General features: G+C 38.2%; 28 protein-coding genes. All 28 read left to right on the top strand.

Annotated features, from left to right (window positions below; translation table 11 throughout):
* The first annotated feature begins 99 nt into the window (after positions 1–99).
* Positions 100–594: a hypothetical protein gene (locus OQX63_RS17635; RefSeq protein ID WP_265852140.1), complete on the top strand. Its 495-nt coding sequence runs from the start codon at positions 100–102 to the stop codon at positions 592–594.
* 54 nt (positions 595–648) lie between these two features.
* Entirely contained in the window at positions 649–858 is a 210-nt protein-coding gene (locus OQX63_RS17630; RefSeq protein ID WP_265852139.1) for a hypothetical protein, read from the top strand.
* A 55-nt stretch (positions 859–913) separates the two neighbouring features.
* Positions 914–1510 carry a VOC family protein gene (locus OQX63_RS17625; RefSeq protein ID WP_265852138.1) on the top strand — a complete coding sequence of 199 codons (597 nt, stop codon included), beginning with the start codon at positions 914–916 and terminating at the stop codon, positions 1508–1510.
* A gap of 1291 nt (positions 1511–2801) precedes the next feature.
* Positions 2802–3644, top strand: coding sequence for a LytR/AlgR family response regulator transcription factor (locus OQX63_RS17620; RefSeq protein WP_265852137.1), 843 nt, complete (start codon positions 2802–2804; stop codon positions 3642–3644).
* A gap of 3 nt (positions 3645–3647) precedes the next feature.
* Positions 3648–4592, top strand: coding sequence for a hypothetical protein (locus OQX63_RS17615; protein WP_265852136.1), 945 nt, complete (start codon positions 3648–3650; stop codon positions 4590–4592).
* Positions 4592–5083: a hypothetical protein gene (locus OQX63_RS17610; RefSeq protein ID WP_265852135.1), complete on the top strand. Its 492-nt coding sequence runs from the start codon at positions 4592–4594 to the stop codon at positions 5081–5083. Before OQX63_RS17615 ends, OQX63_RS17610 begins: the two co-directional genes overlap by 1 nt.
* The gene (locus OQX63_RS17605; protein ID WP_265852134.1) at positions 5080–5697 is read left to right on the top strand and encodes a toxin-antitoxin system YwqK family antitoxin; all 618 of its coding nucleotides are present in this window, start codon (positions 5080–5082) and stop codon (positions 5695–5697) included. The genes OQX63_RS17610 and OQX63_RS17605 overlap by 4 nt, the downstream gene beginning before the upstream one ends.
* The gene (locus OQX63_RS17600) at positions 5694–6680 is read left to right on the top strand and encodes a hypothetical protein (protein ID WP_265852133.1); all 987 of its coding nucleotides are present in this window, start codon (positions 5694–5696) and stop codon (positions 6678–6680) included. Before OQX63_RS17605 ends, OQX63_RS17600 begins: the two co-directional genes overlap by 4 nt.
* 59 nt (positions 6681–6739) lie before the next feature.
* On the top strand, positions 6740–7531 hold the full coding sequence (locus tag OQX63_RS17595; protein WP_265852132.1) for a hypothetical protein: 792 nt from the start codon (positions 6740–6742) through the stop codon (positions 7529–7531).
* 61 nt (positions 7532–7592) lie between these two features.
* Complete coding sequence (locus OQX63_RS17590) at positions 7593–8636, top strand: hypothetical protein (RefSeq protein ID WP_265852131.1); 1044 nt, start codon at positions 7593–7595, stop codon at positions 8634–8636.
* Positions 8626–9717, top strand: a complete 1092-nt coding sequence (locus OQX63_RS17585; protein WP_265852130.1) for a pyocin knob domain-containing protein — start codon at positions 8626–8628, stop codon at positions 9715–9717. Before OQX63_RS17590 ends, OQX63_RS17585 begins: the two co-directional genes overlap by 11 nt.
* Before the next feature lie 3 nt (positions 9718–9720).
* The gene (locus OQX63_RS17580) at positions 9721–10437 is read left to right on the top strand and encodes a hypothetical protein (RefSeq protein WP_265852129.1); all 717 of its coding nucleotides are present in this window, start codon (positions 9721–9723) and stop codon (positions 10435–10437) included.
* Positions 10434–11330 (top strand): hypothetical protein, encoded by an 897-nt coding sequence (locus OQX63_RS17575; protein ID WP_265852128.1) that lies wholly within the window; start codon positions 10434–10436, stop codon positions 11328–11330. Before OQX63_RS17580 ends, OQX63_RS17575 begins: the two co-directional genes overlap by 4 nt.
* Positions 11331–11359: 29 nt before the next feature.
* The gene (locus OQX63_RS17570) at positions 11360–12295 is read left to right on the top strand and encodes a hypothetical protein (protein WP_265852127.1); all 936 of its coding nucleotides are present in this window, start codon (positions 11360–11362) and stop codon (positions 12293–12295) included.
* Positions 12292–13293 (top strand): hypothetical protein, encoded by a 1002-nt coding sequence (locus tag OQX63_RS17565; protein WP_265852126.1) that lies wholly within the window; start codon positions 12292–12294, stop codon positions 13291–13293. Before OQX63_RS17570 ends, OQX63_RS17565 begins: the two co-directional genes overlap by 4 nt.
* 3 nt (positions 13294–13296) lie before the next feature.
* Positions 13297–14406 carry a hypothetical protein gene (locus OQX63_RS17560; RefSeq protein WP_265852125.1) on the top strand — a complete coding sequence of 370 codons (1110 nt, stop codon included), beginning with the start codon at positions 13297–13299 and terminating at the stop codon, positions 14404–14406.
* Entirely contained in the window at positions 14387–15229 is an 843-nt protein-coding gene (locus tag OQX63_RS17555; protein ID WP_265852124.1) for a hypothetical protein, read from the top strand. Before OQX63_RS17560 ends, OQX63_RS17555 begins: the two co-directional genes overlap by 20 nt.
* A complete protein-coding gene (locus OQX63_RS17550; RefSeq protein WP_265852123.1) occupies positions 15219–16154 on the top strand; it encodes a hypothetical protein in 936 nt (311 codons plus the stop codon). Before OQX63_RS17555 ends, OQX63_RS17550 begins: the two co-directional genes overlap by 11 nt.
* A 1-nt stretch (position 16155) precedes the next feature.
* Entirely contained in the window at positions 16156–17109 is a 954-nt protein-coding gene (locus OQX63_RS17545; protein WP_265852122.1) for a hypothetical protein, read from the top strand.
* Position 17110: 1 nt separating this feature from the next.
* Complete coding sequence (locus OQX63_RS17540) at positions 17111–18034, top strand: hypothetical protein (RefSeq protein WP_265852121.1); 924 nt, start codon at positions 17111–17113, stop codon at positions 18032–18034.
* Positions 18031–18855, top strand: coding sequence for a hypothetical protein (locus OQX63_RS17535; protein WP_265852120.1), 825 nt, complete (start codon positions 18031–18033; stop codon positions 18853–18855). The genes OQX63_RS17540 and OQX63_RS17535 overlap by 4 nt, the downstream gene beginning before the upstream one ends.
* Before the next feature lie 21 nt (positions 18856–18876).
* Entirely contained in the window at positions 18877–19524 is a 648-nt protein-coding gene (locus OQX63_RS17530; protein WP_265852119.1) for a hypothetical protein, read from the top strand.
* A gap of 138 nt (positions 19525–19662) precedes the next feature.
* The gene (locus tag OQX63_RS17525) at positions 19663–20901 is read left to right on the top strand and encodes a hypothetical protein (RefSeq protein ID WP_265852118.1); all 1239 of its coding nucleotides are present in this window, start codon (positions 19663–19665) and stop codon (positions 20899–20901) included.
* Complete coding sequence (locus OQX63_RS17520) at positions 20889–21254, top strand: type II secretion system protein (protein ID WP_265852117.1); 366 nt, start codon at positions 20889–20891, stop codon at positions 21252–21254. The genes OQX63_RS17525 and OQX63_RS17520 overlap by 13 nt, the downstream gene beginning before the upstream one ends.
* On the top strand, positions 21235–21711 hold the full coding sequence (locus OQX63_RS17515; protein WP_265852116.1) for a hypothetical protein: 477 nt from the start codon (positions 21235–21237) through the stop codon (positions 21709–21711). The genes OQX63_RS17520 and OQX63_RS17515 overlap by 20 nt, the downstream gene beginning before the upstream one ends.
* A gap of 1 nt (position 21712) precedes the next feature.
* Positions 21713–22852 (top strand): type II secretion system F family protein, encoded by a 1140-nt coding sequence (locus OQX63_RS17510; RefSeq protein WP_265852115.1) that lies wholly within the window; start codon positions 21713–21715, stop codon positions 22850–22852.
* 178 nt (positions 22853–23030) lie between these two features.
* Entirely contained in the window at positions 23031–26690 is a 3660-nt protein-coding gene (locus tag OQX63_RS17505; RefSeq protein WP_265852114.1) for an RHS repeat domain-containing protein, read from the top strand.
* Positions 26691–26696: 6 nt separating this feature from the next.
* The coding region (locus OQX63_RS17500; RefSeq protein ID WP_265852113.1) for a hypothetical protein at positions 26697–26910 on the top strand (214 nt) is incomplete at its 3' end.

Genomic DNA, 26910 nt, shown 5'->3' with positions numbered 1-26910 from the left:
TGACGGATTAGCAATTCATCAACTCGCTAAAAAAGCCAGACTCTGGAACGACTTTACAATTCATTAAAACAGAATGCTCAACTATAATGTCAACTACCAATGCGCACAAGTGATTTGACAGGCAAGATGCTTGCATATCGATACCTTAAAGATTTCGATATCGATCAATCCATAGATTGGGCTGTTGAGATGTTGTCGCTTGGTTACGAAACACCGTCTTTACTGATCTTAGCAGGTATTTCCAAGCCAGCAAACTTTTTTGAAACAGAAAAATATCTACTCTCTTCATTTAATGAGCTTTTTATCGTGTTGCCAGAAGAACAAGAAGCAATTGTTGGGTACTGTAGAACTTTTATTGAAAAAATGGCTAAATCCATAGATGTTAAGCGCAATCTAAAAGCTTTGTATTCGACAGGTCTGGCTTATGACTATGAAAAACCAATTTTCGATTTTTATCTACTTCACTGGGCCTGGGATGATTTAGACCATGGCGAGACTTATCAAGATTATGTTCCAGAGGCTACCAAAGATAATATAGAGAGATTGGTAACAAATAAAGCAATCACCTGGCTACAGAACAATAGATGTGTTTAACCAAACTTGCTCAACCCTAAATTATAAGTAATAAATAATTTGACCTCTTTTAAAATGGCAGAAGAAGAAGAATACGAAAAAATACTTTTCCAATTTTACAGCAACGTTCTTGACGAAGAAACCATTGAGACAATGTGGGCTGTAGTAATTGATAAAGAAAAAGGCCTTTACAAAGTGGGCAGTATTCCCTTTTATAAAACGAATATTATAATTAGGAAAAAATATAATCTACATTTAGCATCTTTTAATGGTAATATAGAATAGTTTATTGTAAATGGCAATTTCAGGAGAACACAACAGGCAATAAACTTGATATTTCTTGTTGGTTTATTACAGGAAATTTGAAGGCAAAACAATACTTTTAAATGGCTTAAAGGACAAAAAATTTTATCACGCCAGAGAAGGACAAATTGCAAAAAATCTTACCTTTAATACCTTTACGTACAATCAAGTCAGAATTTACATCATGAATATAAAGTATGCGCATACCAACATTATAACAAAGGATTGGAAGGAACTTGCACGTTTCTATGAAATCGTGTTTAATTGCATAGCGGTTCCACCTATACGAAACTATCAAGGGGAGTGGCTTGAAAAAGGCACCGGCGTCTTTAACGCGAATTTACAAGGGGTACAATTACGGCTACCTGGCTATGGGGATAATGGACCGACATTAGAAATCTATCAGTATTCAGAAATGATTAATGCTGAAAGACACTTAGCTAATCAAAAAGGATTTGGACATATCGCATTTAAGGTAGAGGATATTGCGGGGGTTTTAGCAATAGCATTAAAGAATGGAGCATCGAAAATTGGAGAGCTAAGCGAACATCATTTTGATAATATCGGTGTATTTAGGTTTATTTACATCTCAGACCCGGACGGGAATATAATAGAACTCCTAAACTGGAGTTGATATTAATTTCGCAAACTTAGAAATTTGAAATCGAACCCCTCTGTCCGTAGAGTTAAGCATAGCGTCTCTACGGATATAAGAATAAAATTGAACTTATAAACTCAAATAAAAGCGAGTCACAGACTCTTTTCTATTTACTAATCCGTAGAGCCCTGCGGAACGCTACGGACAGGCATAGGATAGCGCTTTCTCAACGATTTGGCAATTCCCTAAAAGCAAAAACCCTGCTAATCGTGCGATTGCAGGGTTTTATACATTTTGACAGTCTTTGGTGTGATCCCGCTGGGATAATAACTTAATAATCCAAACGTAATAAATGAGCAAGTTATAAATAATAGTTAATCCAGATTTCCAATTGTGCACCAGTTATTTCGATACCACTTGACTAACTTTAAAGAATAAATTTTCATTACAGTAAGATAATGCTCCGTTGTGGTAAGTTACAGACTTCAGAATAAAACCATACTAACTATAGAGGTATTATCTTCTAAAATCATCAACCTCAAAAATTTCTTTAGTTTCCAGATCAAGTTTTATCCTCGTTAAAATGAGGCAATGGTATTCGGACTTGAGCCCTGCAACGAAAAAATCTGAATTATTTTTCAAGACGGCATGTCAAAATTGTCCGCATGGCCATATAGCCTGAAGCGCTTACGGGCTATTTAGAGTAAATATTGAACTTAATACGCTAATGGCTTAAAAAATTATCATTTTTCTGCAAATGGCTCTAAGATAAATCACAGTAAAGAATTTTAAATATTGATTTTTTTATCACCACATATTTATTGTATAAGCAAATGCACTTGAAAAATTAAGGTTATTAAAAACTACGGTATTTGGATTACCAATAACCATTCCAGCCTCTTCGCAATCAGCGCTACATCGTTTCGCCATCTTTTTAGCATATTTAAATGATCGGGCAGAATACAAATATAACTTGTTAGATTCTTTTTGTAACGAAATATTTACTTTTTAAGGTATTCCTGTTACTTTACTTCTTCAAAAAAGCTAAAATTTCAATTGTATTTACCTGATTACAGCTATTTAACGCATTATTTGTTTTTTTTGTTTGCTGTTCTTTTGCAATTTATATTTTTTTAAAGATATTAGAGCAGGTTAAACGGCAAAAAAATGTACTCGTCTATTGTTAATGCTTCTCTCAAAATATCCTGCTTTACAGGTATTATTCCATCCCAGGATCCATAAACAAACCAGTCGGTTTCTGCTTTAATCAATATTAAATTTCAATGTCTGAAAAGAGGCATGGCAAAAGTATATTTTAGACTAAAAAATGATGATCAGCTGTTATGTAATCGGTGAACTGCATACCGTAGAATCTTTATGTATGTACATAAACGACTATCCGCTTACTCAATTAAAGGGATATTCGGTACAGCGGCCAGAAAGTTTTGATGCCGTATATTCTATCAGACCCGATATTGTTTTTGTTGATGTTGTATTTTTAAGTGGTAGCAATGGCTGGCTGGAACGAATCAAACAGTTTTCTTCCATCGTTTTGGTATCCGAAAATACGGAAATGGCTTTCGAAGCTTTTGAGCATTCGGCATTTGATTTCCTGATCAGGCCAGTTACCTTTAACCGTTTTGCAAAAACCATCAATAAATTCGATCATCTTACACAGCTCGCCCACGGTGTACAAGGCACAAAAAAGCAGCAGGTGATAGATTCTTTTTTTATTAAGGCAGATGCTAAAGGACTAAAAGAATTCCTGATCAAATGCGACCAATTGATTTACATACAGGCCATGCAGAACTATGTAGTACTTCACATGGAAAATAACCAACGTTTCTCTTGCCATAACACGATGAAAGAAATGGAAGATGGTTTGCCCAGTGCCTGTTTTAGCCGGATACATAAATCTTATATCATCAGTGATGAAAAAATTACTGCTATAGAGGGAAATACCGTCATGCTTAATGGCAATGAAACGAATAAACTCCTGATTGGTAGTACATACAGAAAGGCTTTTTTTGAAAAAAAGGCGCAAAAAATGATTAAAAAAAAGGCTATTGTTCAAATCTTTTCTTACTCCAGATTGGCAGAGGCTTTAATTACCTTTGGAGGAATCCTGATAAAAGTACAGTCCATGTACGAAATTAATATACAGTTTTAACCGATGAAAAAAAATATAAATCTTTTAATGGTAAGTGTTTTGCTATTAATGGCAGGCTGCAGTGAATTTATAGAGCCATCCATAGAAAATCGAAGTATAGATATCCTGGCCCCTGCCAATAAACTCGAAACCAATAGCTATCAACAGACGTTTTGGTGGAACCCAATGGCCGATGCGCTCTTTTACCGGTTACAGATCGTTTCGCCAAAATTTGACAGTGTAAGTAAAATGGTTTTGGATACTTTGATCAAGACCGAAAAATTTGTATATACCATGGACCCGGGAAAATATGAATGGCGGGTAAGGGGCGAAAACGGTAGTAGTGCAAGTAATTACAGTACCCGTTCGCTTGAAATATTTCCTTCCAGTCTTAAAGAGCAGAGTGTACAGCTTACGGTTCCGTCAAGTGGACTTTATTTTTCAAAACCTGATGTAAGATACGAATGGCTTAAGCTTTTCGGTGCCAAAGTATATCGCTTACAGGTAGATAATAATAATTTTCTCGATGAAAATAACATGACACTCAACATTACAACTGATAACCTGGGCTTTCTACAAACACTAAGCAAGGAAGGAACTTATCAGTTCCGTGTACGGGCAGAAAACAGCGTGGAGAACTCGAAATGGAGTACCGTAAGAAGCTTGATCTATGATGTTACAGGTCCTGAACGGGTATTGCTCAATACCCCCTCTAATAAGCAGGCCGTATCCCGGCCGGTAAGGCTAACTTGGAGTAGACTTGCCGATGCAGAACGTTATGAGATATCGGTATACCAAAGTGATGAACAGACGCCCTATAGTAAGAGTTATCCACTGATCGTAACTTCTACCGAACACGTTTTTGATGCCGGTAACGTTGGTGAAACCGTTGCCTGGAGAGTGAGGGCTTTTGATAAAGCCGGAAATGCTGGTGCCTATAGTGAGATCAGAACTTTTACCATACAGTAATGATGAAGAGTAAAAGAACCACCTATTTGCTCATTTGCTGTGTAGCAGGTGTATGGGGTATTATTTTTTATCGGGTTTTTACCGGGCTGGCTACTGAAGATAACGTGCCAGTTAATTCGAGGACCATTAAAGAGCCTTATTTTAATATGATTGATCATGCAAAAGACCAGGTAACATTGGAAATGAACTATGCAGATCCTTTTGCCTTAACTGCTGCCGAACCCAAACCTGTGGACAAACCATCAACACCCATATCACCAACAACACCTGCTCCATTTAAACCGCAGGTAAATTGGTCGGGAATTATTTATAGCGGGCAGATTTATAACCGTGCAGAAAAAACACATGTCGCCATTATCAGTGTAAATGGGAAAGAAGTCATGCTTAGTGAGGGTGAACGGGCAAATGGCTTAAAATTTATAAAAAGGATTGGTGATTCGATAAAAGTCGAATACCAGAACGCAACAAAATTTTTATCTATAAAACAATGAAATTAGTTTACATCACCATGCTCCTGCTGTGCCTGCTGTTTTTTAAGGCTGGTGCACAACGAATAACATCCTATTTTAATGTAGATCACTATACCCATACCGTTAATTACGAGCATTATAAAGCTGTTTTTTATGTGCAAAAACCGGAAACAGGGTTAGGTAATATGAAATCTGACCGAAATTATGCCTGGTTTAGCGGCAACCAGATCCGATACACCCAAGGTGGCTATAGCGGTAAACTGCTGGATGGTATATATAATGAATTTTACGATACCAAAGGACTTAAAACACAGGGATTATACCAAATGGGTCTGAAAACAGGTAGATGGAAAAACTGGGGTGAAGACGGAAAACTGGATTCAATCATTAATTATTCTTCAGGTAAAGCCAACGGCAGGTTTGAAAAATACGATCAGGATGGTATACTGCTGGAAAGGGGAAAATACCTCGATGGTTTATTAAATGGGAAACTGGAAAAGCGGGTGAGTGCCGATAGTATCCAGGTTATCCGCTACAATAAAGGTAAGGTTATCGCTTACCAACCCAGCAGGGCAGTGAAAATTGCCCGTTGGTTAAAATCCATTTTTAAAAAAGATAAAAAAACAAAACAATGAAAAAAATCATCTTAATTGGCCTCTCATTATTTACGGGTAACTTTTTGTTTGCCCAAAATACTTTCCCAACTTCAGGAAATGTGGGTATTGGTACACTAAATCCAACCTCTTGGTTTGGCGGACCAGTATTGCAGATTGAAGGTCAAAGGCCTGTGTTAAGACTTGCGCCGAGTTTAAGTGGCGGTTTAGGAACTATTTTATTTAAAGGTGCGTTTTCAGAAGGTACAAATGGTTCTGAAGATGAATTTCATTTCAATTATGTAAGTAATCCGGCAGATCCATACCTCGTGCTAGGAGCCTATAAAAATGGTCCCAAAACAGTTTTAACACTAAAAGGTGCTGGTAATGTAGGTATAGGAATAGATAACCCAACTCAAAAATTATCTGTTGCTGGCAGTATTCTGTCTAATGTAGGCTCAAATGAAGGCGGATCTTTGTGGCTCGAAAACCCTAATAAAACGGCCAGTAATTTGGCCTATCGCTGGGCGATATACAATATGACTGGATATTATGGTAATTCTCTACAGTTTTGGAGTTATAATCAGGATAATTCCGCGATGGGGCCGAAATTTGTAATTAGTGACAATGGTAATGTAATCATTGGTAAAACAAGTCAAGCTAACAGTACGTATCTTCTTGACGTAAACGGAAAAGCCCGGGCCAATGAAATAGTGGTAAATACCACAGGTGCCGATTTCGTTTTCGAACCCGATTATAAACTTCCTGAATTAGCCGAACTGGAAAAATTCGTAAAAACCAATAAACAACTTCCCGAAATCCCAACGGCCAAGCAGATGGTAGAAAATGGAGTAAACCTCGGTGAACTGAATATTAAGCTGTTGCAAAAGGTTGAGGAGCTCACTTTACATCTGATCGAAAAAGAAAAGCAGCTTAACAAACAAAACCTTAAAATCACCACTCTCGAAACGAAGCTTGACCGCCAGGATAAAATGCTTAAAGAAATCTTGAAGAAAATAAAATAAACTGCTAATCATTAGCTGAAAATTTAAACGATATACTTATTAACACTCCTCAACCCATCATGAAAAAAATAATCCTAATCTTGTTATACTTATTTCCATTTCTTCTAAAAGCACAATATGGCAAAGAAATAATTGGAAATGCTGGGCAACAATTGCATGTATATCTAGGGAGCCTGCCCCCAAGTGATGGCTCCAATTTGCAGAAACTAAAGGTAGAGGTTTTGGGAGGAGCCTGGGAATCTTATCAAACAGGCGAAACTACTTATTATATTGCCAACAGAAATGAGTTAAGAATAACAAAATTTACGACGGGTGGTATCTCAGACCGCTATTCTCTGCATGCTTATCATAATACGAATGGTAATATAGATTTCTATTTAATTACTAACCACTGGACTGCCATAGCCGTTAAATCTTGTATGTTTGGAGGAGACGCGACCAAACTAGTGGTAAATACCGTCACTGAATCTCTTCCTTCAGGGTTAACAGAGCTACTTCCGTTAAACATCAAGTCAGTAATTACAAGTGATCATGAGGGGAATTTGGCGATTAACATGGCCATTCCTGACAACAATTATAAGTTGGCCATAAATGGTAACATCCGCGCTAAAGAAATCAAGGTAGAAGCTACTAACTGGCCCGATTATGTTTTTGAAGATGGTTATCAGGTTGGGCCGTTGAAAGCGTTGGAAGATTATATCAAAGCAAACAAGCACTTGCCTGGAATGCCATCTGCCAAAGATATAGAAGTAAATGGGATTGCGGTAAGTGAAATGCTGAAACTGCAGCAACAAAAAATAGAAGAACTAACCTTACATCTCATCGAAAAAGATAAAAACTTGATGAACTGATTAAAAGGATGGGAATTCTGGAAGACAATAATCCAAAAACTGATCAACAAAAACATTAAACATGAATTTTAAATTTTTAATGCTCTGCTCCATAATGTGTGGAGGAAGCCTGACTCATGCACAGAATACCTTTCCAAATAATGGCCCGGCAGGAATTGGTACGCTTAATCCTAGTGCGCCATTGCATATATTAGTTAATCCAGATAGCAAACCAGCTGGTGTAGTCTCGTCTGCACAATCGCTGTTGAAGTTTTCGCGCCCTGGGACACCGAATTACAGTTATCCTGAATCGGCAGAATTTAGGATTGCTCATGGTGGCCCGAATGTGTGGGGCTCGAGGTTAGACCTTTTTGTAAACGGAGCAGCCAATCAGAACAATGTGCCAGATCAGCATGCTATGACCTGGCAATATAATGGGTATGTAGGCATCGGTACATCAGATCCTAGTGCGACATTGGATGTGATGGGTACGGTAAAGTTTGGAGGACAGTATGCAAACCTTGATATGTACGGAAACCCTGTTGCGTATCAAAGCCTGGCAGGTACAGGTAAGATGCTGATGGGCTGGAATAGGACTGCTGGAGATGGAGAGACTGATTTTGTTGCTAACGAAGGCGCCGGATCTCAAGGTGGGTTTGCTTTTTATAGTTATAATAATGCTAGTCAGGAAAGACAACTCTTAAGAATTTTAGGTAATGGAAATATGGGCATAGGCGTGAATTCACCCACTGATAAACTTGCAGTAAATGGTAACATCAGGGCCAAAGAAATTAAGGTAGAAGCCACCAACTGGCCCGATTATGTTTTTGCTGAGGGTTATAAGATTGGAAAGTTGGAAGAATTGGAAAGTTATATCAAAACGCATAAACATTTGCCTGGAATGCCAAGTGCTCAAGAAGTAGAAGTGAATGGAATTGCGGTGAGTGAAATGCTCAAATTACAACAGAAAAAGATAGAGGAGTTGACGCTGCATCTGATCGAAAAAGATAAACAACTTACTGAACAGAGAACAATAAATAAAAGCTATGAAGAACGCTTGCTAAAGCTAGAAATGAAAAGCACCAAAACCAGGTTAACTCAAAAAAAACTAAAAAATGCTAAATAAGAAAGTATTGTTATTGATTACCGCACTAGGACTGTCTGAGGCGGTAATTGCGCAAGAGCCACTAACAACTGCTAATGGTGTTAAAACTAATGCCAATCAATACACAGGTGATTTAAATATTAATCAAAACTGGGGAGGGACGGGCATGCCGGGGATGTATATATTTAACGCCCAAACCCAAATAAATGCCCCTACATCCTCTGATTGGTATCATATTATTGAAATGCAGCATGATCATGGCAATAACTGGATAGGGCAAATCGGACTCGGTTATTTTACTGATGGCTTATACTATCGTCAGCAATATCAAAGTACTTGGGGTAACTGGCATACAGTTGCAACACAAGATTGGGTGCAATCACAATTGAATAATCCTTCAAAAGTTCGTGCTTTAGGTAATGGAGCAAACCTTAACGATGGTAATAATTATAATACTAATAGTAGTCTTATTGTTGAAGCCCAAACGGGAGGGCGACTTGAAGATAAAGGTTCCTCACTTGAATTTGTGATACCAGGTAATACAGACGGAAGTAACCCTTGGGGACAGGCCAGAATAATGACTGTAGCGGGAAATACAGGTAATGGTAATGCTACCGGTAAAATGATTCTGGGCACCCGAAGGATGTTTGATAAGTATGGAAATGGCCAACAATGGTTTTATGGTGATGATATTGTGATTGATGGCGTTGGAAATATTGGAATGGGGACATTAAGCCCTCGGGAAAAGCTTTCCGTAAACGGCAATATTCGCGCCCGCGAAATAAAAGTAGAAGCCACCAATTGGCCTGATTACGTTTTTGCTGAGGGTTATAAGGTTGGAAAGTTGGAAGAATTGGAAAGTTATATCAAAACGCATAAACATTTGCCTGGAATGCCGAGTGCTCAAGAAGTAGAAGCGAATGGAATTACGGTGAGTGAAATGTTAAAATTACAACAGCAAAAAATAGAAGAATTAACCTTGCATCTCATCGAAAAGGATAGACAGCTTCGTGATGAAAAAGTCATAAATATAAAACAACAGCAACAGCTAGATCGTGTAATCAATGAATTGTTAATCATCAAGAAAAATATTAAACATTAAAATATGAAGAAAATTCTCGCTCTTATGTTCCTTAGTGCAAGCTTTGGGGCGGCTTCAGCACAAAGTGTATTTCCTACCAACGGTGCCAACGTTGGAATAGGAACAATTACACCACAAGAAAAATTGGATGTTAGAGGAAACATCCTGATTTCGAATGCTGAAATACCGTTAGGATTAAATACTGAAGTTGGCGGTACTGTCCCGCTGTTTAATATGAGTTTGAACTTTAGAGAAGCAAATAAAAAAAGTTCGTTTTTAGGCGCTGCCTTTAGGATTGATAGCAGAGCTGCATTTCCACTTTTCCAATGGCTCAAAAGAGATGCCGGAACCGATACCGAATATGTGTTAATGAACCTCGGTGCAAATGGGAATTTAGGCCTTGGCACATTTACTCCTTCAGAAAAACTCTCCGTAAATGGCAATATCCGTGCCCGCGAAATCAAGGTAGAAGCCACCAACTGGCCTGATTATGTTTTTGCTGAGGATTATAAGGTTGGAACGTTGGCAGAGTTGGAAAGTTATATCAAAGCGAATAAACATTTGCCAGAGATTCCTTCAGCTAAAGAAGTACAAGAAAATGGGATAGCATTAGGTGAAATGAACAAACTGTTGCTTAAAAAAGTAGAGGAAATTACGCTCTATCTAATTCAAAAAGATAGAGAAATGATAATTATCAAAAAAGAATTAGAAGCGCTAAAATCTAAAGCTCAAAAATTATGAAAAACTTCAAATTCTGGATCATTTTAATTGCTTTATTAATTGGTTACCATTTAGGTAATGCACAAACCATATTGGGTGATCCAAATAAAAATAGCAATACCAAACTTTATGTTTATGAATATTATCACCATACGGTGGAGCAAGAATGGATAAAACTATTTTCAATAAAAAACTATAATCCTTCACAAGGTTTTTGGGGCAAAGGAGGTGTGGCTGGTCGTGCTTATTTTGTAGATTATCAAGGATCGGGAGGTAGTTATATCGATTTTTCTTTTCCGCAAAAGTTATCGGGTACACAAAAACCCATTTTACAGTTATCTGGAAATTCTGCTAACCAATTGCAATGGTATGCAAAAATCTCAAATGAAAATGGGAATGAAGAGCTTTATGATGTTTATATCAAAACACCAATTGCAAATCTTGGCTTAACTTTCCTAATTAGAGGTAATGATTTTACTCCTTACTTTCAAAAGGAAAACACTACACCAACGCAATTTACCTGGTCATCAAATGCTAATCCAGAAAGCTTCTCTTTTTTTAACAACTCGGGCAATATTGGGTTTGGTACATTAAACCCCACAGAAAAGCTTTCTGTTAACGGCAAGATCAGGGCAAAAGAAGTAAAGGTTGAAGCCGCCAACTGGCCTGATTATGTTTTTGAGGAAGGTTATAAGGTTGGAACTTTGGAAGTGTTGGAAAGTTATATCAAAACGCATAAACATTTGCCTGGAATGCCGAGTGCCAAAGATGTGGAGGCAAATGGGATTGCGGTAAGCGAAATGCTGAAACTGCAGCAACAAAAAATAGAAGAATTAACCTTACAGCTCATCGAATTAAGTAAAAAAGTAGAAACTCAAAATGCTGATCTCAAGGGGCTGAAAAATAAAAAATAGATTATCCTTTTCAAATTTAAACCAAACAAATGAAAATTTTATTGCTCTCCTTCCTGTTGTGCTCAGGAAGTGCCGCATTGGCGCAAGTACAGGTAGTAACTACCGGAAATAATGTTATAGATCCCAATAATCCCTATGGGGCAGATGTGGTTATCGGTAGCGATGCTAACGGAGGTGTAAGACATGACAGTAGTATCATGTGGTGGTCGAATTATAGTGCCTCCAGGATCAGTAGTACAGGTCAAAATTTTAATTTCTCGGCATGGAATACACCACAAACACCCAATGCCTCAATTTCATCAGAATTAGGTAAAGCAAGTTATCTGATGGGAAACCTTGGGATTGGAACAACAGCACCGGCAGAGTCGTTCGAAATTAAAGCAAACCAACCAGTGATCACCTTTCATCAACCGGATATCTCATCATTTAAAATGGGAACGAGTAATGGCGTATTTAAGTTATTAGCAATGGACAACGGTTTTGGTGGGCATACAGGAAGTTTTTCAGATACGAATAATCCATATGTTTTTAGTTTTCTGCAAAATGGAAATGTAGGTATTGGGACAGCTAATCCACAGGATAAGCTTACGGTAGCTGGCAACATTGGTGCCCGCGAAATAAAGGTTTCCACTAATGCGGGAGCCGACTTTGTGTTTGAGCCCGATTACAAACTCCCAGACTTAACAGAATTGGAAAAATTTGTAAAAACCAATAAACACCTTCCTGAAATTCCGACAGCAAAACAAATGGTAGATGAAGGAGTAAATCTTGGGGAATTGAACATCAAACTGCTGCAAAAGGTTGAGGAACTTACTTTGCATCTGATTGAGAAGGATAAAACCTTAACTGCACAGTTAACGGATATTAATGATCTTAAAAAAGCGATGAAAGATCAGCAGCAAATGCTCTTGTCATTGCAAACTGAGCTCAAAAGAACAATGGCTATAAATCCAAAACGGAAATGAAAAAATATTCGATATATATATTGCTGAACATTTGCTTTATCATGCAATTGAAAGCACAGGATCCTGTGGTTACCCCGAGAATCACCATTAAAGATAGTTATGATAATATTGTGGTAAGTAGTCAGAATGGTTTTATACAGCAGCTGATTGGTAGCTACCATGGTTGGGACCCCGAAGCCATTTTTATTGGTGGCTACAATTCGCAATCCATCTATGGGGCCACTTCCACTAAAAGAATATTTTTGGGCGGTCCATATTCTGGAACCAGCTTTTTAGCAATGGACATACCCTCAGGCAACCTTGGCTTAAATGTACCAAATCCCCAAAGTTATTATCATGGTGGAAATAATAAAGTCTTTGAGATCTTCAATCCAAATGCTGAAATGAATAGTCAATCGCACCTGATTCTTAGCAATAATTCGATCATGAGTGGAAGTTCTGCAGGCAGTGTAAGCTGGATAGCACGGAATGCACAATTTAATAAAGGAATGGCCTATATAGGTGCTCAGCTTACTGATGACGCTACCAATGATGCTAAGGCAAGATTGGTTTTTGCTACCGCTTATGGTTCACAACCCTTGGTTAGAATGGTTATTGATCCTGTTGGCAATGTAGGGATTGGCACAACCAATCCAACAGATTTGCTAACTGTCGCAGGTAAAATCGGTGCACGAGAAATTAAAGTTTCTACCAATGCCGGTGCCGATTTTGTATTCGAACCGAATTACAAACTCCCAGACTTAACAGAATTGGAAAAATTTGTAAAAACCAATAAACACCTTCCTGAAATTCCGACAGCAAAACAAATGGTAGATGAAGGAGTAAATCTTGGGGAATTGAACATCAAACTGCTGCAAAAGGTTGAAGAGCTCACCCTGCATCTTATTGAAAAGGATAAACAGCTTCATGACGAACAAGCCATCAATAAAAAACAACAGCAACAGATTGATCGCGTAATGAAAGAATTGTTAATCATCAGGAAAAATATTAAACATTAAAATATGAAGAAAATTCTCGCTCTTGTATTCTTTAGTTCAAGCTTTGGGCTCGTTTCAGCACAAAGTGTATTTCCTACCAACGGTGGAAATGTTGGCATTGGTACCTTAAACCCTGCGGCAAAAATTAGTTTTAATAATCTTAATGATGGAAGCGATACACCCGATGGGATTACCTGGTATAATGGAGGACCTTTGAATTATGGGATCTACCGTACACCCGGGTCTTGGCTTGCGCCAGCTTATCAACAATTAAAACTTAGCTGGGACACAGGCATCATCCTTGATCCGGGAATTTCATATCAAAATAGCTATGTAGATATCCAGCGGGGAGGACTGAGGGTAAGTTCAGGAAATGTGGGTATAGGAGTTTCGAATCCAGCATCAAAATTGGATGTACTTGGTAATATTAAAAGCTTTAATGCAGCTTTTGGTCAAACAAACTCTAACACGAGCACAAAGAACTATGCCAATTTTAGCTCTAATAATCATGGAACCGTACTCATGTCTTCTAACCTGTTTTTTTCTGACAATGATGATCAGAAGATTGCAAATACACATCCCTCAATGTCTGGAGCTTCCATAGTAATTCCGGGAAATGGGCAGAATCATCAGGGAGGTATTTTATTTTATACCAATACACCAAGTTCGGTAACTGAAGGTCAGGCCTTCACAGGGGCTCTTTCAATGACAATTAAGGCTAATGGCGATGTGGGCATAGGCACTGGTATGCCTCGCGAAAAATTATCCGTAAATGGCAACATCCGCGCCCGAGAAATCAAAGTAGAAGCCACCAATTGGCCTGATTATGTTTTTGATGAGGGTTACAATGTTGGAACGTTAAAAGAATTGGAAAGTTATATCAAAGCAAATAAACATTTGCCTGAGATGCCGAGTGCTCATGAAATAGAATTAAATGGTTTGCAGCTAGGCGAAATAAATAAACTATTATTAAAGAAGGTTGAAGAACTTACAATTCATCTAATTGAAGAAAATAGTAAGTCTATAGCACGCGATAAAGAGATTAATGAATTTAAAATCTTATTAAAACAGCAGCAAAACCATTTAAATGAAATTGAATTGAAATTAAAACAAAATGAAAATAAGAATAGATAAGATTCCAATAGCATTAGTTTTATGTCTGGCTTTTACAAATGCAAATGCACAGAATTGGAATAAGTCAGTTCATATAGGAGGTGATGGTGTATCTGAATTAGGGAAATATATTGATTTTCATGAGATTGATAATGGGACTGAAGATTTTTCTTTAAGGCTTTATATTTTTGGAAACAGATTGATCTCATCTGGTGTATTTAGTGTTCCGGGAATAGGTATTAATACCAACTCATTTAGCAACAATCAACTTCATATTTTTGGTAATTCTCCTGCTGCAACCAATATCGTTCTGTCTGCCAATTATGAAAATATTTACCGCTGGAAGTTTAAAACTACAGATAGAGGTAATGCGATAGATCTGGATATAGTTGCAACCAATAACGCAGATCAGGAAGAACAATTAATTAAGTTTTCACCTTCTTTCTCTGGCCGTCCGGAGCTCAGTTTCATGAACGATTGGTTGGTGGTAAATAATGGTAACATTGGCATGGGAACCCTCACACCTAATGAAAGATTAGCAGTAAACGGCAACATCCGCGCCCGAGAAATCAAAGTAGAAGCCAGCAACTGGCCTGATTATGTTTTTGATGAGGGTTATAAGGTTGGAACGTTGGAAGAATTGGAAGGTTATATCAAGGCAAATAAACACTTGCCTGATATTCCATCTGCAAAAGTAATTGAAAAAGATGGATTGGCATTGGGTGAAGTGAACAAAAAGCTGTTGAAAAGTCTGGAAGAACTTACTTTACACGTCATCCAACTAAATAAACGAATAGAAAAATTAGAGGTTGAAAACCGAAAATTAAAGAATAATGAAAATTAAACGCATCTTATTTCAGGCTTTGTTATTTTCTTTCGCCGTTTCATCTGCAAATGGACAAGCGATAAACATCACCGGAGATCAATATCATCTGTATGGTCCAAATACTACCTGGTCAGAATATTTGCAGGTTGGAGGAAATGGACAGGTAACCAATCACGCTTTTGTAGCCGTAACTAACGGAAACCTGCATCTCGATTCAAAAGCAGGTTTTGCAACTTACATTAACCATTATAACCAAGGCAATACCTATATCAATCCACAAGGTGGTAAGGTTGGGATCGGAACTTTTTCTCCTACTGAACTTTTTAATGTGAATGGGAACAGTCATCTGGATCGCTTGCGATTAGGAAATGCTGTATTTAATTGGAATAGTCGTAATTCAATTAATTCTTTTAATAGTGGACAAGATGCTGGTTTAAATGGAGGTTGGATTGCAGCAGATTTTGGTGGATCAGATAATTTATCGGATAGGTTGGTGATCGGAAGTGGCTTTGGTGGTAGAACAATAATTGGTACACACAATTATAATTTAACGCAGTGGGGAGGTGATCTGATTATTAACCCTACGGGAAGCAGGGTAGGCATTGGAACCACTAATCCAACCGATATGCTTACTGTAGCTGGAAAGATAGGCGCCCGCGAAATAAAGGTTTCGACTAACGCTGGAGCCGATTTTGTATTCGAAGCTGATTATAAGCTTCCTGAATTAGCCGAACTGGAGAAATTTATAAAAATCAACAGACACCTGCCCGAGATCCCAGCTGCAAAACAGATGGTAGAAAACGGTGTCAATCTGGGAGAACTGAATATTAAACTGTTGCAAAAGGTTGAAGAATTGACTTTACACCTGATTGAAAAGGACAAACAGATCAACGCACTGATTAATCGAGTAGATATCTTGGAAAATAAAAAGAAAAAAAAATAAAATGATGAGACAATTATTTTTAACCTTATTGCTTGCTGTCAGTTTTGGCAACTGTTTTTCGCAGGGAGCGATCTCCACCCTTTTTCATGATGAAAGTAATGGATTAGTTCCCACGGAAGGTACTGCCATGATTAACGATGCCGGTGCAAACGGAGGTGCCTGTATGTTCAGGCCTGCAAGTAGTGCTGGGGGAACTTTCTTTGCTGGGCCTTATGTACCAGTTACCGCAGGAAATTATCTTTTTCAGGTGAGAATAAAAGTGTCGTCTAATAGTTCGATAGCTAACCTTTTCACACTTGATATCGTTAGTCAATATGGAGCTATCGTGTATGGGTCTATGTGGATTACACCCAATATGTTTAAAGCCAGTAACGAGTGGCAGCTGATTACCATCCCTGTATCTATTCCTCACGGAATTCCTAATTTAGAAATGAGGGGAATGAATTTTCAACCTGGTGTAACGGATATGTATGTTGATTATGTGCAGCTTATTCCTTCAAGCGTATCAGGACTATACTCACCTGAACTATCCATATCTGGTAAAGGCGATGTCGGAATAGGTACTACCACTCCCCGTGAAAAATTATCCGTAAACGGCAATATCCGTGCCCGGGAAATCAAAGTAGAAGCAACTAACTGGCCTGATTATGTTTTTGATGAAGGTTACAAGGTTGGAACGTTGGAAGAATTGGAAGGTTATATTAAAGCAAATAGACATCTGCCTGGTATGCCAAGTGCAAAAGATATAGAAACGAATGGTTTAGTGTTAGGAGAGGTGGTGAAATTACAGCAGAAAAAGATTGAGGAACTAACCTTGCATTTAATTGAAAAAGATAAAGCACTTAAGAAAGTAGCAGTTGAAAATATACAACTGAAAGCCAAACAAGCTGAACAAGATTACGCCATCAAAAAAATGATTCAACGAATGGATAAAATTGAACTTAAAGAACGATAAAATGAAAAAAATAATATTCGTATCCGTATTGATATTAAGTGTATTCAATCAGGTGAAAGCTCAGCTTGGTACAGTTAAAGGAAATGTTTATGAAATATCAAGTGCCGGAGGTTCAACTATCGCAAATAACGTAATGCATAAAACATGGCTGTACCGTAATCAAAATGGTAGCGATTGGTTCTCCGCATCATTGCATGATGGGATCGCTGTTGATCTTTCATTTTTACAACCACAGGTAGATACCAGGACCTGGTGGGAAAGAAACCCCTATACCGGAGTACAGATGTGGGGAGACATGGGACAAACGTTTATGGTGCTATCTGGTGGGAATCTAGGTTTGGGTACACTCAGTCCAACTTCTAGACTTGAAGTGGCCGGTGAAGTAAATCTTAAATATAATAGTATTGATGGATATTGGTTAAAACATACTGATTTAGGCGGGAATATGATTGCTGGTTTTAAACGCACCGGAAATGATTTATTAATCAGGTCTTTCGATGGTATTGGATTCTCTGTGGGTAATAACGAAACTAAGGCCGTTACCTTACTAGCCAATGGCGATCTGGGTATCGGTACCACTAATCCAAAAGAAAAACTCTCCGTTAACGGTAAAATCAGAGCACATGAAATTAAAGTAGAAGCCACTAACTGGCCTGATTATGTTTTTGATGAAGGTTATAATGTTGGAACGTTGGAAGAATTGGAAGGTTATATCATGGTACATAAACATTTGCCTGGAATCCCAAGTGCTAGAGAACTAGAAGAAAATGGGATTGCGGTGAGTGAAATGCTAAAGTTGCAGCAACAAAAAATAGAAGAACTTACTTTGTTCATCATTAAGCATGAGCATAAAATGAATGAGCAATCAAAAATGTTAGTCAGGCAACAAACGGAAATATCTAAACTTAAAAGAAAAATAAAATGAAGCATATATTTATATTAATTGCAGTTTTTTTTAGCAGTATAATAAGTTTATCTGCACAGCAATTCAGTTTACCTGCTGATGGTAAATGGTATTTGGTAGCTAAAATTGGAGGCATGCACAGCGAGTTTGAATACACCTACAAACATACTACGGCACATAAACCATCTTTGATTTCCGGACGGATTCAGTTTATCAATTCGCAAAGTTTTTCTATTCAAGAACACCATAGCATGGGCTATGCAAATTGGTTACAACCACAATTTGCATTGTTAAATTTAGGAGGGGAGAGTCAGATATGGGTGAAAGCAGCAATAGGAGCTGATGTAGGTATTTTTAAAGTTAGCAGTTTTCTAGCTGGATCATTAGAACTTGGTTCAGTAAACGACGATAACTTAAATGATAATGGTGGTATCCTAACTGTTTATAATATTATCAGGGATAACACCCATACCTATATTGGTAACCTGAACGTAATTGACGGCAATGTAGGCATAGGTACAGACCTTCCTTCAGAAAAACTTTCAGTTAACGGCAAAATCCGTGCTAAAGAAATCAAAGTAGAAGCCACTAACTGGCCTGATTACGTTTTTGATGAAGGTTATAATGTTGGAACGTTGGAAACGTTGGAAGGTTATATCAAAGCAAGCAAACATTTGCCTGATATACCGACTGCTAGAGAAGTAAAAGAAAATGGAGTTGAACTAGGCGAAATGAATAAACTTTTACTTAAAAAAATTGAAGAGTTAACGCTTTATATCATCGAACTAAAAAAAGAAAGTGTAGACCAGCAAAAACAACTTGACCAACTTAAAAAAAGATAATAAGCAAATAAACTATATTTTATGAAAAAAATCTATTTAACACTCGCTTTTATGATTGCTGTAATTATGGTGAAAGCACAAAGTCAGACTATCAACGGGGATTTATCTATTGGCGCAGATGCCGGGGCAGTAACAGGTGCCGGGAATAGGCTTACATTCAACGGAGTAACTTCAAATTCTGACGAACTCTCCATTTACCGGCTTAATAGGGCGAATAATTTGAGCGATTTGAGGGTAAATATTGGTGATGATTATGGAAGTGGGGATGACCGCTTTTTAATCGGTACGACAAATTGGGTGGATAGTAAATATTATGTTCACATGGTTGTGGGTGCAGATGGTAAAGTGGGCATAGGCACAGAAACCTTCGGTACAGAACGCCTGGCTGTTAATGGCAATATACGGGCCAAAGAAGTTAAGGTAGAAGCAACAGGCTGGCCTGATTTCGTGTTCCGAAAGGATTATAAAATTTCTTCTCTATCAGATTTAGACCTTTATATTAAAGCAAATAAACACCTCCCGGGTATTCCAAGCGCACAAGAAGTGGCGAAAAACGGGATTGAACTTGGCGAAATGAATAAACTGTTGCTCCAAAAAATAGAAGAACTAACGCTTCACATGATCAGCCAGCAGAAAGAAATCAATGAACTGAAGAAAAAGGTTAAATAGTAAGCAGTTTTCAGTTGGTAGTTTTTAGTTTTTTATTGAGCAGTTATCAACAATCTCTATAGGCAATTTGAAAGTACCAATTAACCAATGACTAATGAAACTATTGACCAATGAACTAATGACTAATAAACCTTAATTATGCTTAAAGCCGGCGCTTTATATTTCTCTATCATCGTAGCTTTCATCATTGCTTTGATCTGCGCTTCACTGATCATGCTGGCCGCGCATTATCGCGGAAGTTACTTGAAAGAGATACGGATGGCCAGGCTCAGCAGGAATATGGATTCCGGTATCTCGTACGTATTGGCCCAAAATGCAAATTCCGAAGAAAATAACATCGGATTGGATCTTTTTGGCGACCAGACCGATAGTGTATGGATTGAGCAAAAACATTGGGGCATTTTTTCCCTCGCTACCGTTAAAAGTTTCGTGCTGGCTGATACCCTGAAACGAAGTTTTTTGATGGGGCAGGAAACCACCAACGATGCGGTGGCCTTGTACCTGAGTGATGAAGACAGACCTTTGTCTGTTAGTGGCGATACCCGCATTACCGGCAATGTAGAAGTGCCCAAGGCAGGGATGCGTAAATCGTATGTAGATAGCCGGCCTTATTCGGGCGATCAACTGGTTTATGGTAAAATTGCCGATAGTAAACGGACCTTAGGCGGACTGGAAAGCAAGTGGATTAAGGAAATAGAAACGGAGCTTGATTTTGATTTAACAAAACTACCCACTTTAAATGGAGCTGATGAGCAGGTTTCTTTTTTCGCCAAAGCCAAAAAGTTTAATGTATCGGGCTTGAGGCAGATCACTACCCAGCTTGCTGGTCAGGTTATTTTATATTCAGATACAACGGTGAAGATTTCGGCTGCAGCAAAGCTGGATAATACCATCATTTATGCCAGAAGCATTGTAGTGGCCGATGGTTTTAAAGGCAATTGCCAGCTTTTCGCCAGAGACTCGATTGTGATCGGAAACGACGTAAGCCTGAACTATCCATCGGTATTAGGGCTGGTGAGTAAAGAAAAAATGGTTGATCAGGCAAAGATCACGCTCGGAAAAAACAACCACTTTGAGGGCATTATTTTTAGTTACGAACCCAAAAGATCGGCTTTGCAAACCCTGGTGGGCTTGGGTGAGCAAACCATGGTGCAGGGCGAAGTTTACGCAACAGGACTAATAAAACTTGATAAGGGGGTAAAGGTGGCAGGAAAGGTTTCCTGTAACCGCTTTATTATGAAAACCCCTGCAACACTCTATGAGAATTTCCTGATTGATGTCATACTAAACAGAAAAGCCAGGAGCAGGGTATACCTCAGTTCGGCCATATTTACAGGTAATGCTGAAAAGCAAAATATATTGAGATGGCAAAATTGAAAAACAAGCAGCTGGAAGCCTCCACATTAATAGAGGTACTCATTGCCATGGTGATTATCATGGTGGTGTTTTCTATGGCCATGGGGCTTTTTTCCAATGTGCTGAGCAGTGGCATATCCATGCGGAAAGTGCAGATTGGGCAGCAACTGGAAACCCTTAGGTTACAGGTTATTGAGAGTAGAAGTATTGAACAGGAAAGTGTCTGGATCGATAGCGTCGATTATAAAATCAATGTGGTTAAACAGGCCACTTCCGCCATGCAAATGGTAGAGATCAAGGCAAATGACCATGGCGCTCCTGTAGGTTATATCAGGTTTCTTTTAAAAATGAAGGATGAAAGCAAAGAAAATTGAGGCTTATACGTTGATGGAAATAGCGATTGCCATGCTGCTGGCTGCAATATGCATGAGCATCTGTTATACGGCATACCAGATGATTGGAGACTATTTTCATGCTTTTCAGAAAAAAAATGCTACTGCAGAAGAAGTACTTACTTTACGCAGAACCATGGAAAAAGATGTGGCTAAAGGGTGCTACCTGATCAGAACAGTTGATGGTATCCATATTACCGGAGATAGTTTGAGCATCACTTACCAATTTGCAGACACGGCCATCCTCCGAAAGGTAGAAAATTTGCGTACGGATAGCTTTCATGTCACACCGGTTGACACCCGTTTTCGGTTTGAAGAAAGAGAAGTGCAGGAAATGGATACTGTTGATCACATCAGTTTTATGCTCAAAATGGAAAAACAACAGACGATCCCCATCACCATAGGGAAATTTTATAGTGCTCACGATTTACTAAAATAACATGCCATCAATAGATATTTCAAAAATCCAGAAAAAAAAAGGGGCATCCAACGAAAAGGAAACAGCAAGTCTTGCTGATTTTTTAAGCAAAGACATTTCTTTTGGCAAGGGTAAATTATCCGATAAGAAAAAGGAAGGATTTTACAATGAACTGGGCACGCTCATCCGATCGGGAATTGATATTCGCTCTGCGCTCGAACTTACCGCGGGTTCTTATACGCAAAAAAATGATGTGGAACTTTTTTCTTCCGTACAGAAACAGGTAATAGAAGGTAAATCGCTGTCCGAAACCATGCAGGCCGAATCGAAATTTAGTCCTTACGAATATTATAGCGTAAAAATAGGGGAGGAAACAGGTAAACTTGGCGAAGTATTGGGCGAACTGGCAAAATACTACAAATCGAAAATCAGCCAGCAGCGCAAAATTATCGGTGCCATTACCTATCCTTTATTGGTTCTTTTTACCTCTTTCGGCGCGGTATTTTTTATGATCAAGTTTGTGGTACCCATGTTTGCCGATGTATTTAAACGTTTTGGTGGCAAATTACCCTACATCACTTCCCTTATTGTCAGTTTTTCTGATTGGTTTGACCGATATATTTACCTGATGCTGTTTGCGGTGGTAGCACTGGTTGTGCTATATTTTATTAACCGAAATAAATTCTGGTTTAAAAAAGGGGCTTCCTTGCTTTTGCTGCGCATTCCCATTGTTGGCGAAATTACGCGTAAGGTTTACCTGGCCCGTTTTGCCAACACCATGCGCTTACTCACCGAAACCAACACCCCTTTGCTACAGGCACTGGAACTGGTGCGGCAGATGATTACCTTTTATCCTGTGGAAAATTCACTCAAATTGGCAGAAAAGGATATTCTTTTAGGAAGCAGTCTTTCGGCAGCACTTTCCAAATACGATTTTTATCCCGCAAAATTTATCCAGATGATCAAAATCGCGGAAGAAGTAAACCGCTTGGAATATTTCTTCGAGCAACTTTCAGAACAGTATACCGAAGAAGTAGAATACAAAACCAACGCCATCAGCGGTTTACTGGAACCCTTAATTATCATCTTTTTGGGGATAGTGGTAGGCGTAATCCTGATTGCCATGTACCTGCCGATGTTCCAGATGAGTAGCAGTTTTTAAACCTTTAAATAATCTAATATTAATGCAATATAATAATTTGAATTCAATAAATAGTTGGAATTATAGATCGCGAGAATGGGTGTTTAAATTCCCGATTTCTGTGAAAAAATTTGATTACCCTAGCTTTCTGACCTCCTAATATTCTATATCATATAATTCTCTTAATAATACTTAATAAATGAAACGTCAATTCTCTATCCTAAGGATTTTTATCCTTTTTCTGTCCATGCTTTATTGTCAAATGATTAGCGGACAAACTACTGTAAAACCACCAATGCTTACCCCTCCTCCTCCAGATGTATCTGCATTGGGTAAATTTGGACTCATCCCGGTCAGTAACTTTTCGGGAATACCGAGTATAACTTATCCCGTTTATACGATTAAGGAAGGTGATCTTAACTTACCAATCTCCTTGATGTATCATGCAGGGGGGGTAAAAGTTAAAGAAGAGGCTAGTGAAGTTGGACTTGGATGGGCGCTCAGTGCAGGAGGCTCAATTGTCAGCACTGTTCGTGGCGCTCCCGATTTCGAAGGCGGGTTTGCCAATAATTATCCTGACATGCCAGATGATCCTGACATAATCCTGCAATCAAAAAATCCTTTTATCAGCTATCAAAATAACTATTATTTATGGGTAAATAACTTTAATCAATTTACAGCCAATGGCGTATCTGGTGTTGTTTATAGTGGGTTGTCTTTTCCACACAATGGTGTTGGAAAAGAATATTTCTATAATTTTCAAGTGGGCTATGATGGGAAAGCTCCCGATTTTGCGTCTGATCTTTATATGATCAATATTGGCGAGCGTAGTTATAAGTTTGTTTTTGACAATAATTTTAAGCCGGTTTTATTGGGTGATGGTTCTTTAAAGATTGAAATCATTCCAAATGGATATTACCCAGACTGGAAAATCACAGATGAAAAGGGGATTGTCTATTTTTTTACCCAAAAACAGTTAAACTCTACCAATTCAACCGATCCTTATTATGTGGAAAACCGCGTTTCACATAATTTAAATACTTGGTATCTTACTAAAATTGTATCACCGGTAAATGGCGAAATTAATTTTGATTACCTCTATTCAACACAAAGTTATACGCATCCATTACCCGTTATTGGTGAAACTCAGTTAGTGGGTAATGTTTCCCCACATACATCGCAGTCCCGTGGCGTCATTACAACAGCTAGCTACTCAATCTACCAACAACTTAATATCAATAAGATAAATTTTTCTGATGGATTTGTTATGTTTATTTATGACGAACAACGGAAAGATCTTCAAAACGCCCGCCGTTTGAAAGCTATTGAGATTAGAAACAATAAGGGAGCGTTGATCAAAAAAGTTCTTTTGAACAATGATGACTATTTCACATCCAGCGGATTTGGTGGCGTATCTGGATCTAATGTACAGCTTAGCCAATATACAAATGATAACCATACAAAAAGGCTTAAGTTGAATAGCGTGACCGAATTAGATTCCTTAGAGGCGAACATAAATAAGAGAACTGTTTACTCTTACAATGAAAACATCAACCTTCCTGCGAAGTTGTCGTATTCTGTTGATCATTGGGGATATTTTAATGGAGCATTTAACGGTCAGTTTATACCGGGTGGTAGTGTTTTTTCAAATGGAGCCTGGCAATCTTTTCCGGGTGCAGATAGGGAAGCAAGTCCAATCAATGCACAGGCTAATATATTAACATCTGTTCAATACCCTACCGGGGGTAAATCAACCTTTGAATATGAAACCAATCAGTTCATCAGAAAAGAACTTGTAACGACTTATAGGGATACGGTAAGCAATGGTTACAAAGCTTCAGGAGCGAGTACACTGTCGGTCTCAGGTTTTATGGATGCAAACGGTAATCTGGTTGCAGCAAATACCTGGAACAATAAGCGGCTCAAGATTTTTTGCATGGTTGATAGGCATGGTAGTTATCCTTCAGATTATTTTTTTAATGTTGTTTTGTATGAAAATGGAATGTTTCTAAAAAGAATCCCAATTCCTTCTTCGAGTTACGCATCTGCTCAAGATTCTTCTGTGGTGATAAAGGGAGGCAGTAATTACAGGGTATATCTAGAACCCTATTCACAGGCTTTTTTTAATAACTGTGAAGTCCGGCTCCAGGTATATGTTGAGAAAACAAGTAGTACTAGCACTTATGTAGATAAAACTATCTATTCAGGTGGTTTGCGGGTCAGCAAGATTACTAATTATGACCCGCTTGCAGAAACGACTAACGTCAAAAAATTCACTTATATTGATGGAAGAGAGGATGATAAGCCAATATATGTTTCACAACAGGGATCGGACTATTTTAACCAGTCTCCACAACAGGATGCTTTAAATATTTTTAGCTATCGCTATGGTCAGTCAATTTATCCATTCAGCGATGGTCGGGATGCGCCGTGTTTTGGGTATTCTACAGTGAAAATTTCAGAAAGCACTAGTGGTAATCTGAACGGGCTGTCAGAATTCAATTATAATGCAGGGAGCAGTTTTAACATTAATACTATCCTTTATTTCAGCAACCAGTTAAGCAATACTTGGATTATAAATCCAGTAATGGCCAGTGTCCCGTCCATTCCTGGAGGACGGGGAGATTTAATCGAAGAAAAACATTATAAACTTTCTGCGGGTAATCTTATGCCTGTAGTAAAAGATTATTATTATTATGACAGGGAAAACCCCCGAAGAATATGGCAAATGCTCTTCAATCAAGGACTTAGTCAATACACTTCACCGGGATATGATAATGGTCAGGAATTCAAAATTTATGCACACCAGTTCGCTATTCCCGTTTATCGTAATGTTGTTGTAAGAAAAGAGCACACCGAGTATGATATATCAGGTACTCAGGCGCAAATTACTTATGAGAACTATATGTATGATAAAACGAATGGACACTTTCAGCTGATTAAAAAATCTGTTGGGAATTCTAGGGGTGATACGCTAAATACCTATTATAAGTATCCTCAGGATTATCCTGACCTAAATAATGCATCTGGACTTGATTCTATTTCAAGTGGTATAAAACTATTGCAACAAAAACATATTATTCTCCCTTTAGAATCATTTACAGAGCTGGTTACACCAGGTACAAATTTAATAAAGAAATACTTTGGAGGTACAATCAATATATTTAACCCTGATCAACCTACTTTAAAACAAATTTTAGTTTCTGAAACGGTCACACCACTTAACTCTTTTGATTTCTCAACAGTTTCAAACGGCCTTTTCTTGAAAAACTCAAGCTATACTAGCCGGTTCCGTATGACTTATGATTACAAAAACCGACTTACGCAACAAGCAGCAGATAAAGGCTCCGTTACAAGTTTTTTATGGGGTAATAGCTTATCTGTTCCTCTTGCACAAGGTAATAATGTTAAGGCGACTGATATTTTTTACGAAAACTTTGAAGAATATAACGGTCCTGGATTAAGTACTGTTGGAGATAGCAAATCCGGGAAGTATAGTAAAATCGGAGGATATTCAAAGAGCATATCCGGTTTGTCAAATGGTACTTACGTTTTAAGTTACTGGAAAAAAGAAAATACTGGACTTTGGTCTTTTGTGGTTATAGATAATATTTTGGTGGATACATCTGCCTATATCATTGCTATTAATGAGGGTTATCAGCTGGACAATATTCGTTTTCAGCCAAAAAATGCTCAAATGACTACTTTCGAATTTGACCCATTAGTCGGCATGACAAGTAGTACCGATGCCAAAGGCATGACCACTACCTACGAATACGATGCCTTTCAGCGCCTGAAAATCATTAAAGACCAGAACGGCAATATCTTAAAGCAAACTAATTATCATTATAAAAACTAACGCTCTATGAAACAACAGCTAAAATATTTTTGTGCCGCGGCAGCTTTATTGCTGCTTGGTGGCCAGGCTTCTGCCCAGAAAGTGGTATCGGTTTACAACGGCGAAAGCGAGATCAGCGCACCATTGAGCGTAACCCTGATTGATGGTTTCCATACCACTGGTCCTGTGCGGATTTTTACCACGGGTTTAAGCTATGTAAACTGCGTACCTTTTGTATCCG

The organism is Pedobacter sp. PF22-3, assembly GCF_026239555.1.
Taxonomy (GTDB): domain Bacteria; phylum Bacteroidota; class Bacteroidia; order Sphingobacteriales; family Sphingobacteriaceae; genus Pedobacter.
Note: the sequence above shows the minus strand (reverse complement) of the source record. Positions and strands in the feature narration are given on the sequence as shown.

What these genes read in the sequence shown, in the direction of transcription:
- OQX63_RS17585 (WP_265852130.1), top strand. Translation starts at nt 8,626, where the DNA reads ATGCTAAATAAGAAAGTATTGTTATTGATTACCGCACTAGGACTGTCT.
- OQX63_RS17520 (WP_265852117.1), top strand. Translation starts at nt 20,889, where the DNA reads ATGGCAAAATTGAAAAACAAGCAGCTGGAAGCCTCCACATTAATAGAG.
- OQX63_RS17505 (WP_265852114.1), top strand. Translation starts at nt 23,031, where the DNA reads ATGAAACGTCAATTCTCTATCCTAAGGATTTTTATCCTTTTTCTGTCC.
- OQX63_RS17540 (WP_265852121.1), top strand. Translation starts at nt 17,111, where the DNA reads ATGAAAAAAATAATATTCGTATCCGTATTGATATTAAGTGTATTCAAT.
- OQX63_RS17545 (WP_265852122.1), top strand. Translation starts at nt 16,156, where the DNA reads ATGATGAGACAATTATTTTTAACCTTATTGCTTGCTGTCAGTTTTGGC.
- OQX63_RS17620 (WP_265852137.1), top strand. Translation starts at nt 2,802, where the DNA reads ATGATGATCAGCTGTTATGTAATCGGTGAACTGCATACCGTAGAATCT.
- OQX63_RS17560 (WP_265852125.1), top strand. Translation starts at nt 13,297, where the DNA reads ATGAAGAAAATTCTCGCTCTTGTATTCTTTAGTTCAAGCTTTGGGCTC.
- OQX63_RS17580 (WP_265852129.1), top strand. Translation starts at nt 9,721, where the DNA reads ATGAAGAAAATTCTCGCTCTTATGTTCCTTAGTGCAAGCTTTGGGGCG.
- OQX63_RS17600 (WP_265852133.1), top strand. Translation starts at nt 5,694, where the DNA reads ATGAAAAAAATCATCTTAATTGGCCTCTCATTATTTACGGGTAACTTT.
- OQX63_RS17510 (WP_265852115.1), top strand. Translation starts at nt 21,713, where the DNA reads ATGCCATCAATAGATATTTCAAAAATCCAGAAAAAAAAAGGGGCATCC.
- OQX63_RS17610 (WP_265852135.1), top strand. Translation starts at nt 4,592, where the DNA reads ATGATGAAGAGTAAAAGAACCACCTATTTGCTCATTTGCTGTGTAGCA.
- OQX63_RS17530 (WP_265852119.1), top strand. Translation starts at nt 18,877, where the DNA reads ATGAAAAAAATCTATTTAACACTCGCTTTTATGATTGCTGTAATTATG.
- OQX63_RS17590 (WP_265852131.1), top strand. Translation starts at nt 7,593, where the DNA reads ATGAATTTTAAATTTTTAATGCTCTGCTCCATAATGTGTGGAGGAAGC.
- OQX63_RS17635 (WP_265852140.1), top strand. Translation starts at nt 100, where the DNA reads ATGCGCACAAGTGATTTGACAGGCAAGATGCTTGCATATCGATACCTT.
- OQX63_RS17555 (WP_265852124.1), top strand. Translation starts at nt 14,387, where the DNA reads ATGAAAATAAGAATAGATAAGATTCCAATAGCATTAGTTTTATGTCTG.
- OQX63_RS17605 (WP_265852134.1), top strand. Translation starts at nt 5,080, where the DNA reads ATGAAATTAGTTTACATCACCATGCTCCTGCTGTGCCTGCTGTTTTTT.
- OQX63_RS17570 (WP_265852127.1), top strand. Translation starts at nt 11,360, where the DNA reads ATGAAAATTTTATTGCTCTCCTTCCTGTTGTGCTCAGGAAGTGCCGCA.
- OQX63_RS17515 (WP_265852116.1), top strand. Translation starts at nt 21,235, where the DNA reads ATGAAAGCAAAGAAAATTGAGGCTTATACGTTGATGGAAATAGCGATT.
- OQX63_RS17535 (WP_265852120.1), top strand. Translation starts at nt 18,031, where the DNA reads ATGAAGCATATATTTATATTAATTGCAGTTTTTTTTAGCAGTATAATA.
- OQX63_RS17550 (WP_265852123.1), top strand. Translation starts at nt 15,219, where the DNA reads ATGAAAATTAAACGCATCTTATTTCAGGCTTTGTTATTTTCTTTCGCC.
- OQX63_RS17630 (WP_265852139.1), top strand. Translation starts at nt 649, where the DNA reads ATGGCAGAAGAAGAAGAATACGAAAAAATACTTTTCCAATTTTACAGC.
- OQX63_RS17595 (WP_265852132.1), top strand. Translation starts at nt 6,740, where the DNA reads ATGAAAAAAATAATCCTAATCTTGTTATACTTATTTCCATTTCTTCTA.
- OQX63_RS17525 (WP_265852118.1), top strand. Translation starts at nt 19,663, where the DNA reads ATGCTTAAAGCCGGCGCTTTATATTTCTCTATCATCGTAGCTTTCATC.
- OQX63_RS17565 (WP_265852126.1), top strand. Translation starts at nt 12,292, where the DNA reads ATGAAAAAATATTCGATATATATATTGCTGAACATTTGCTTTATCATG.
- OQX63_RS17575 (WP_265852128.1), top strand. Translation starts at nt 10,434, where the DNA reads ATGAAAAACTTCAAATTCTGGATCATTTTAATTGCTTTATTAATTGGT.
- OQX63_RS17615 (WP_265852136.1), top strand. Translation starts at nt 3,648, where the DNA reads ATGAAAAAAAATATAAATCTTTTAATGGTAAGTGTTTTGCTATTAATG.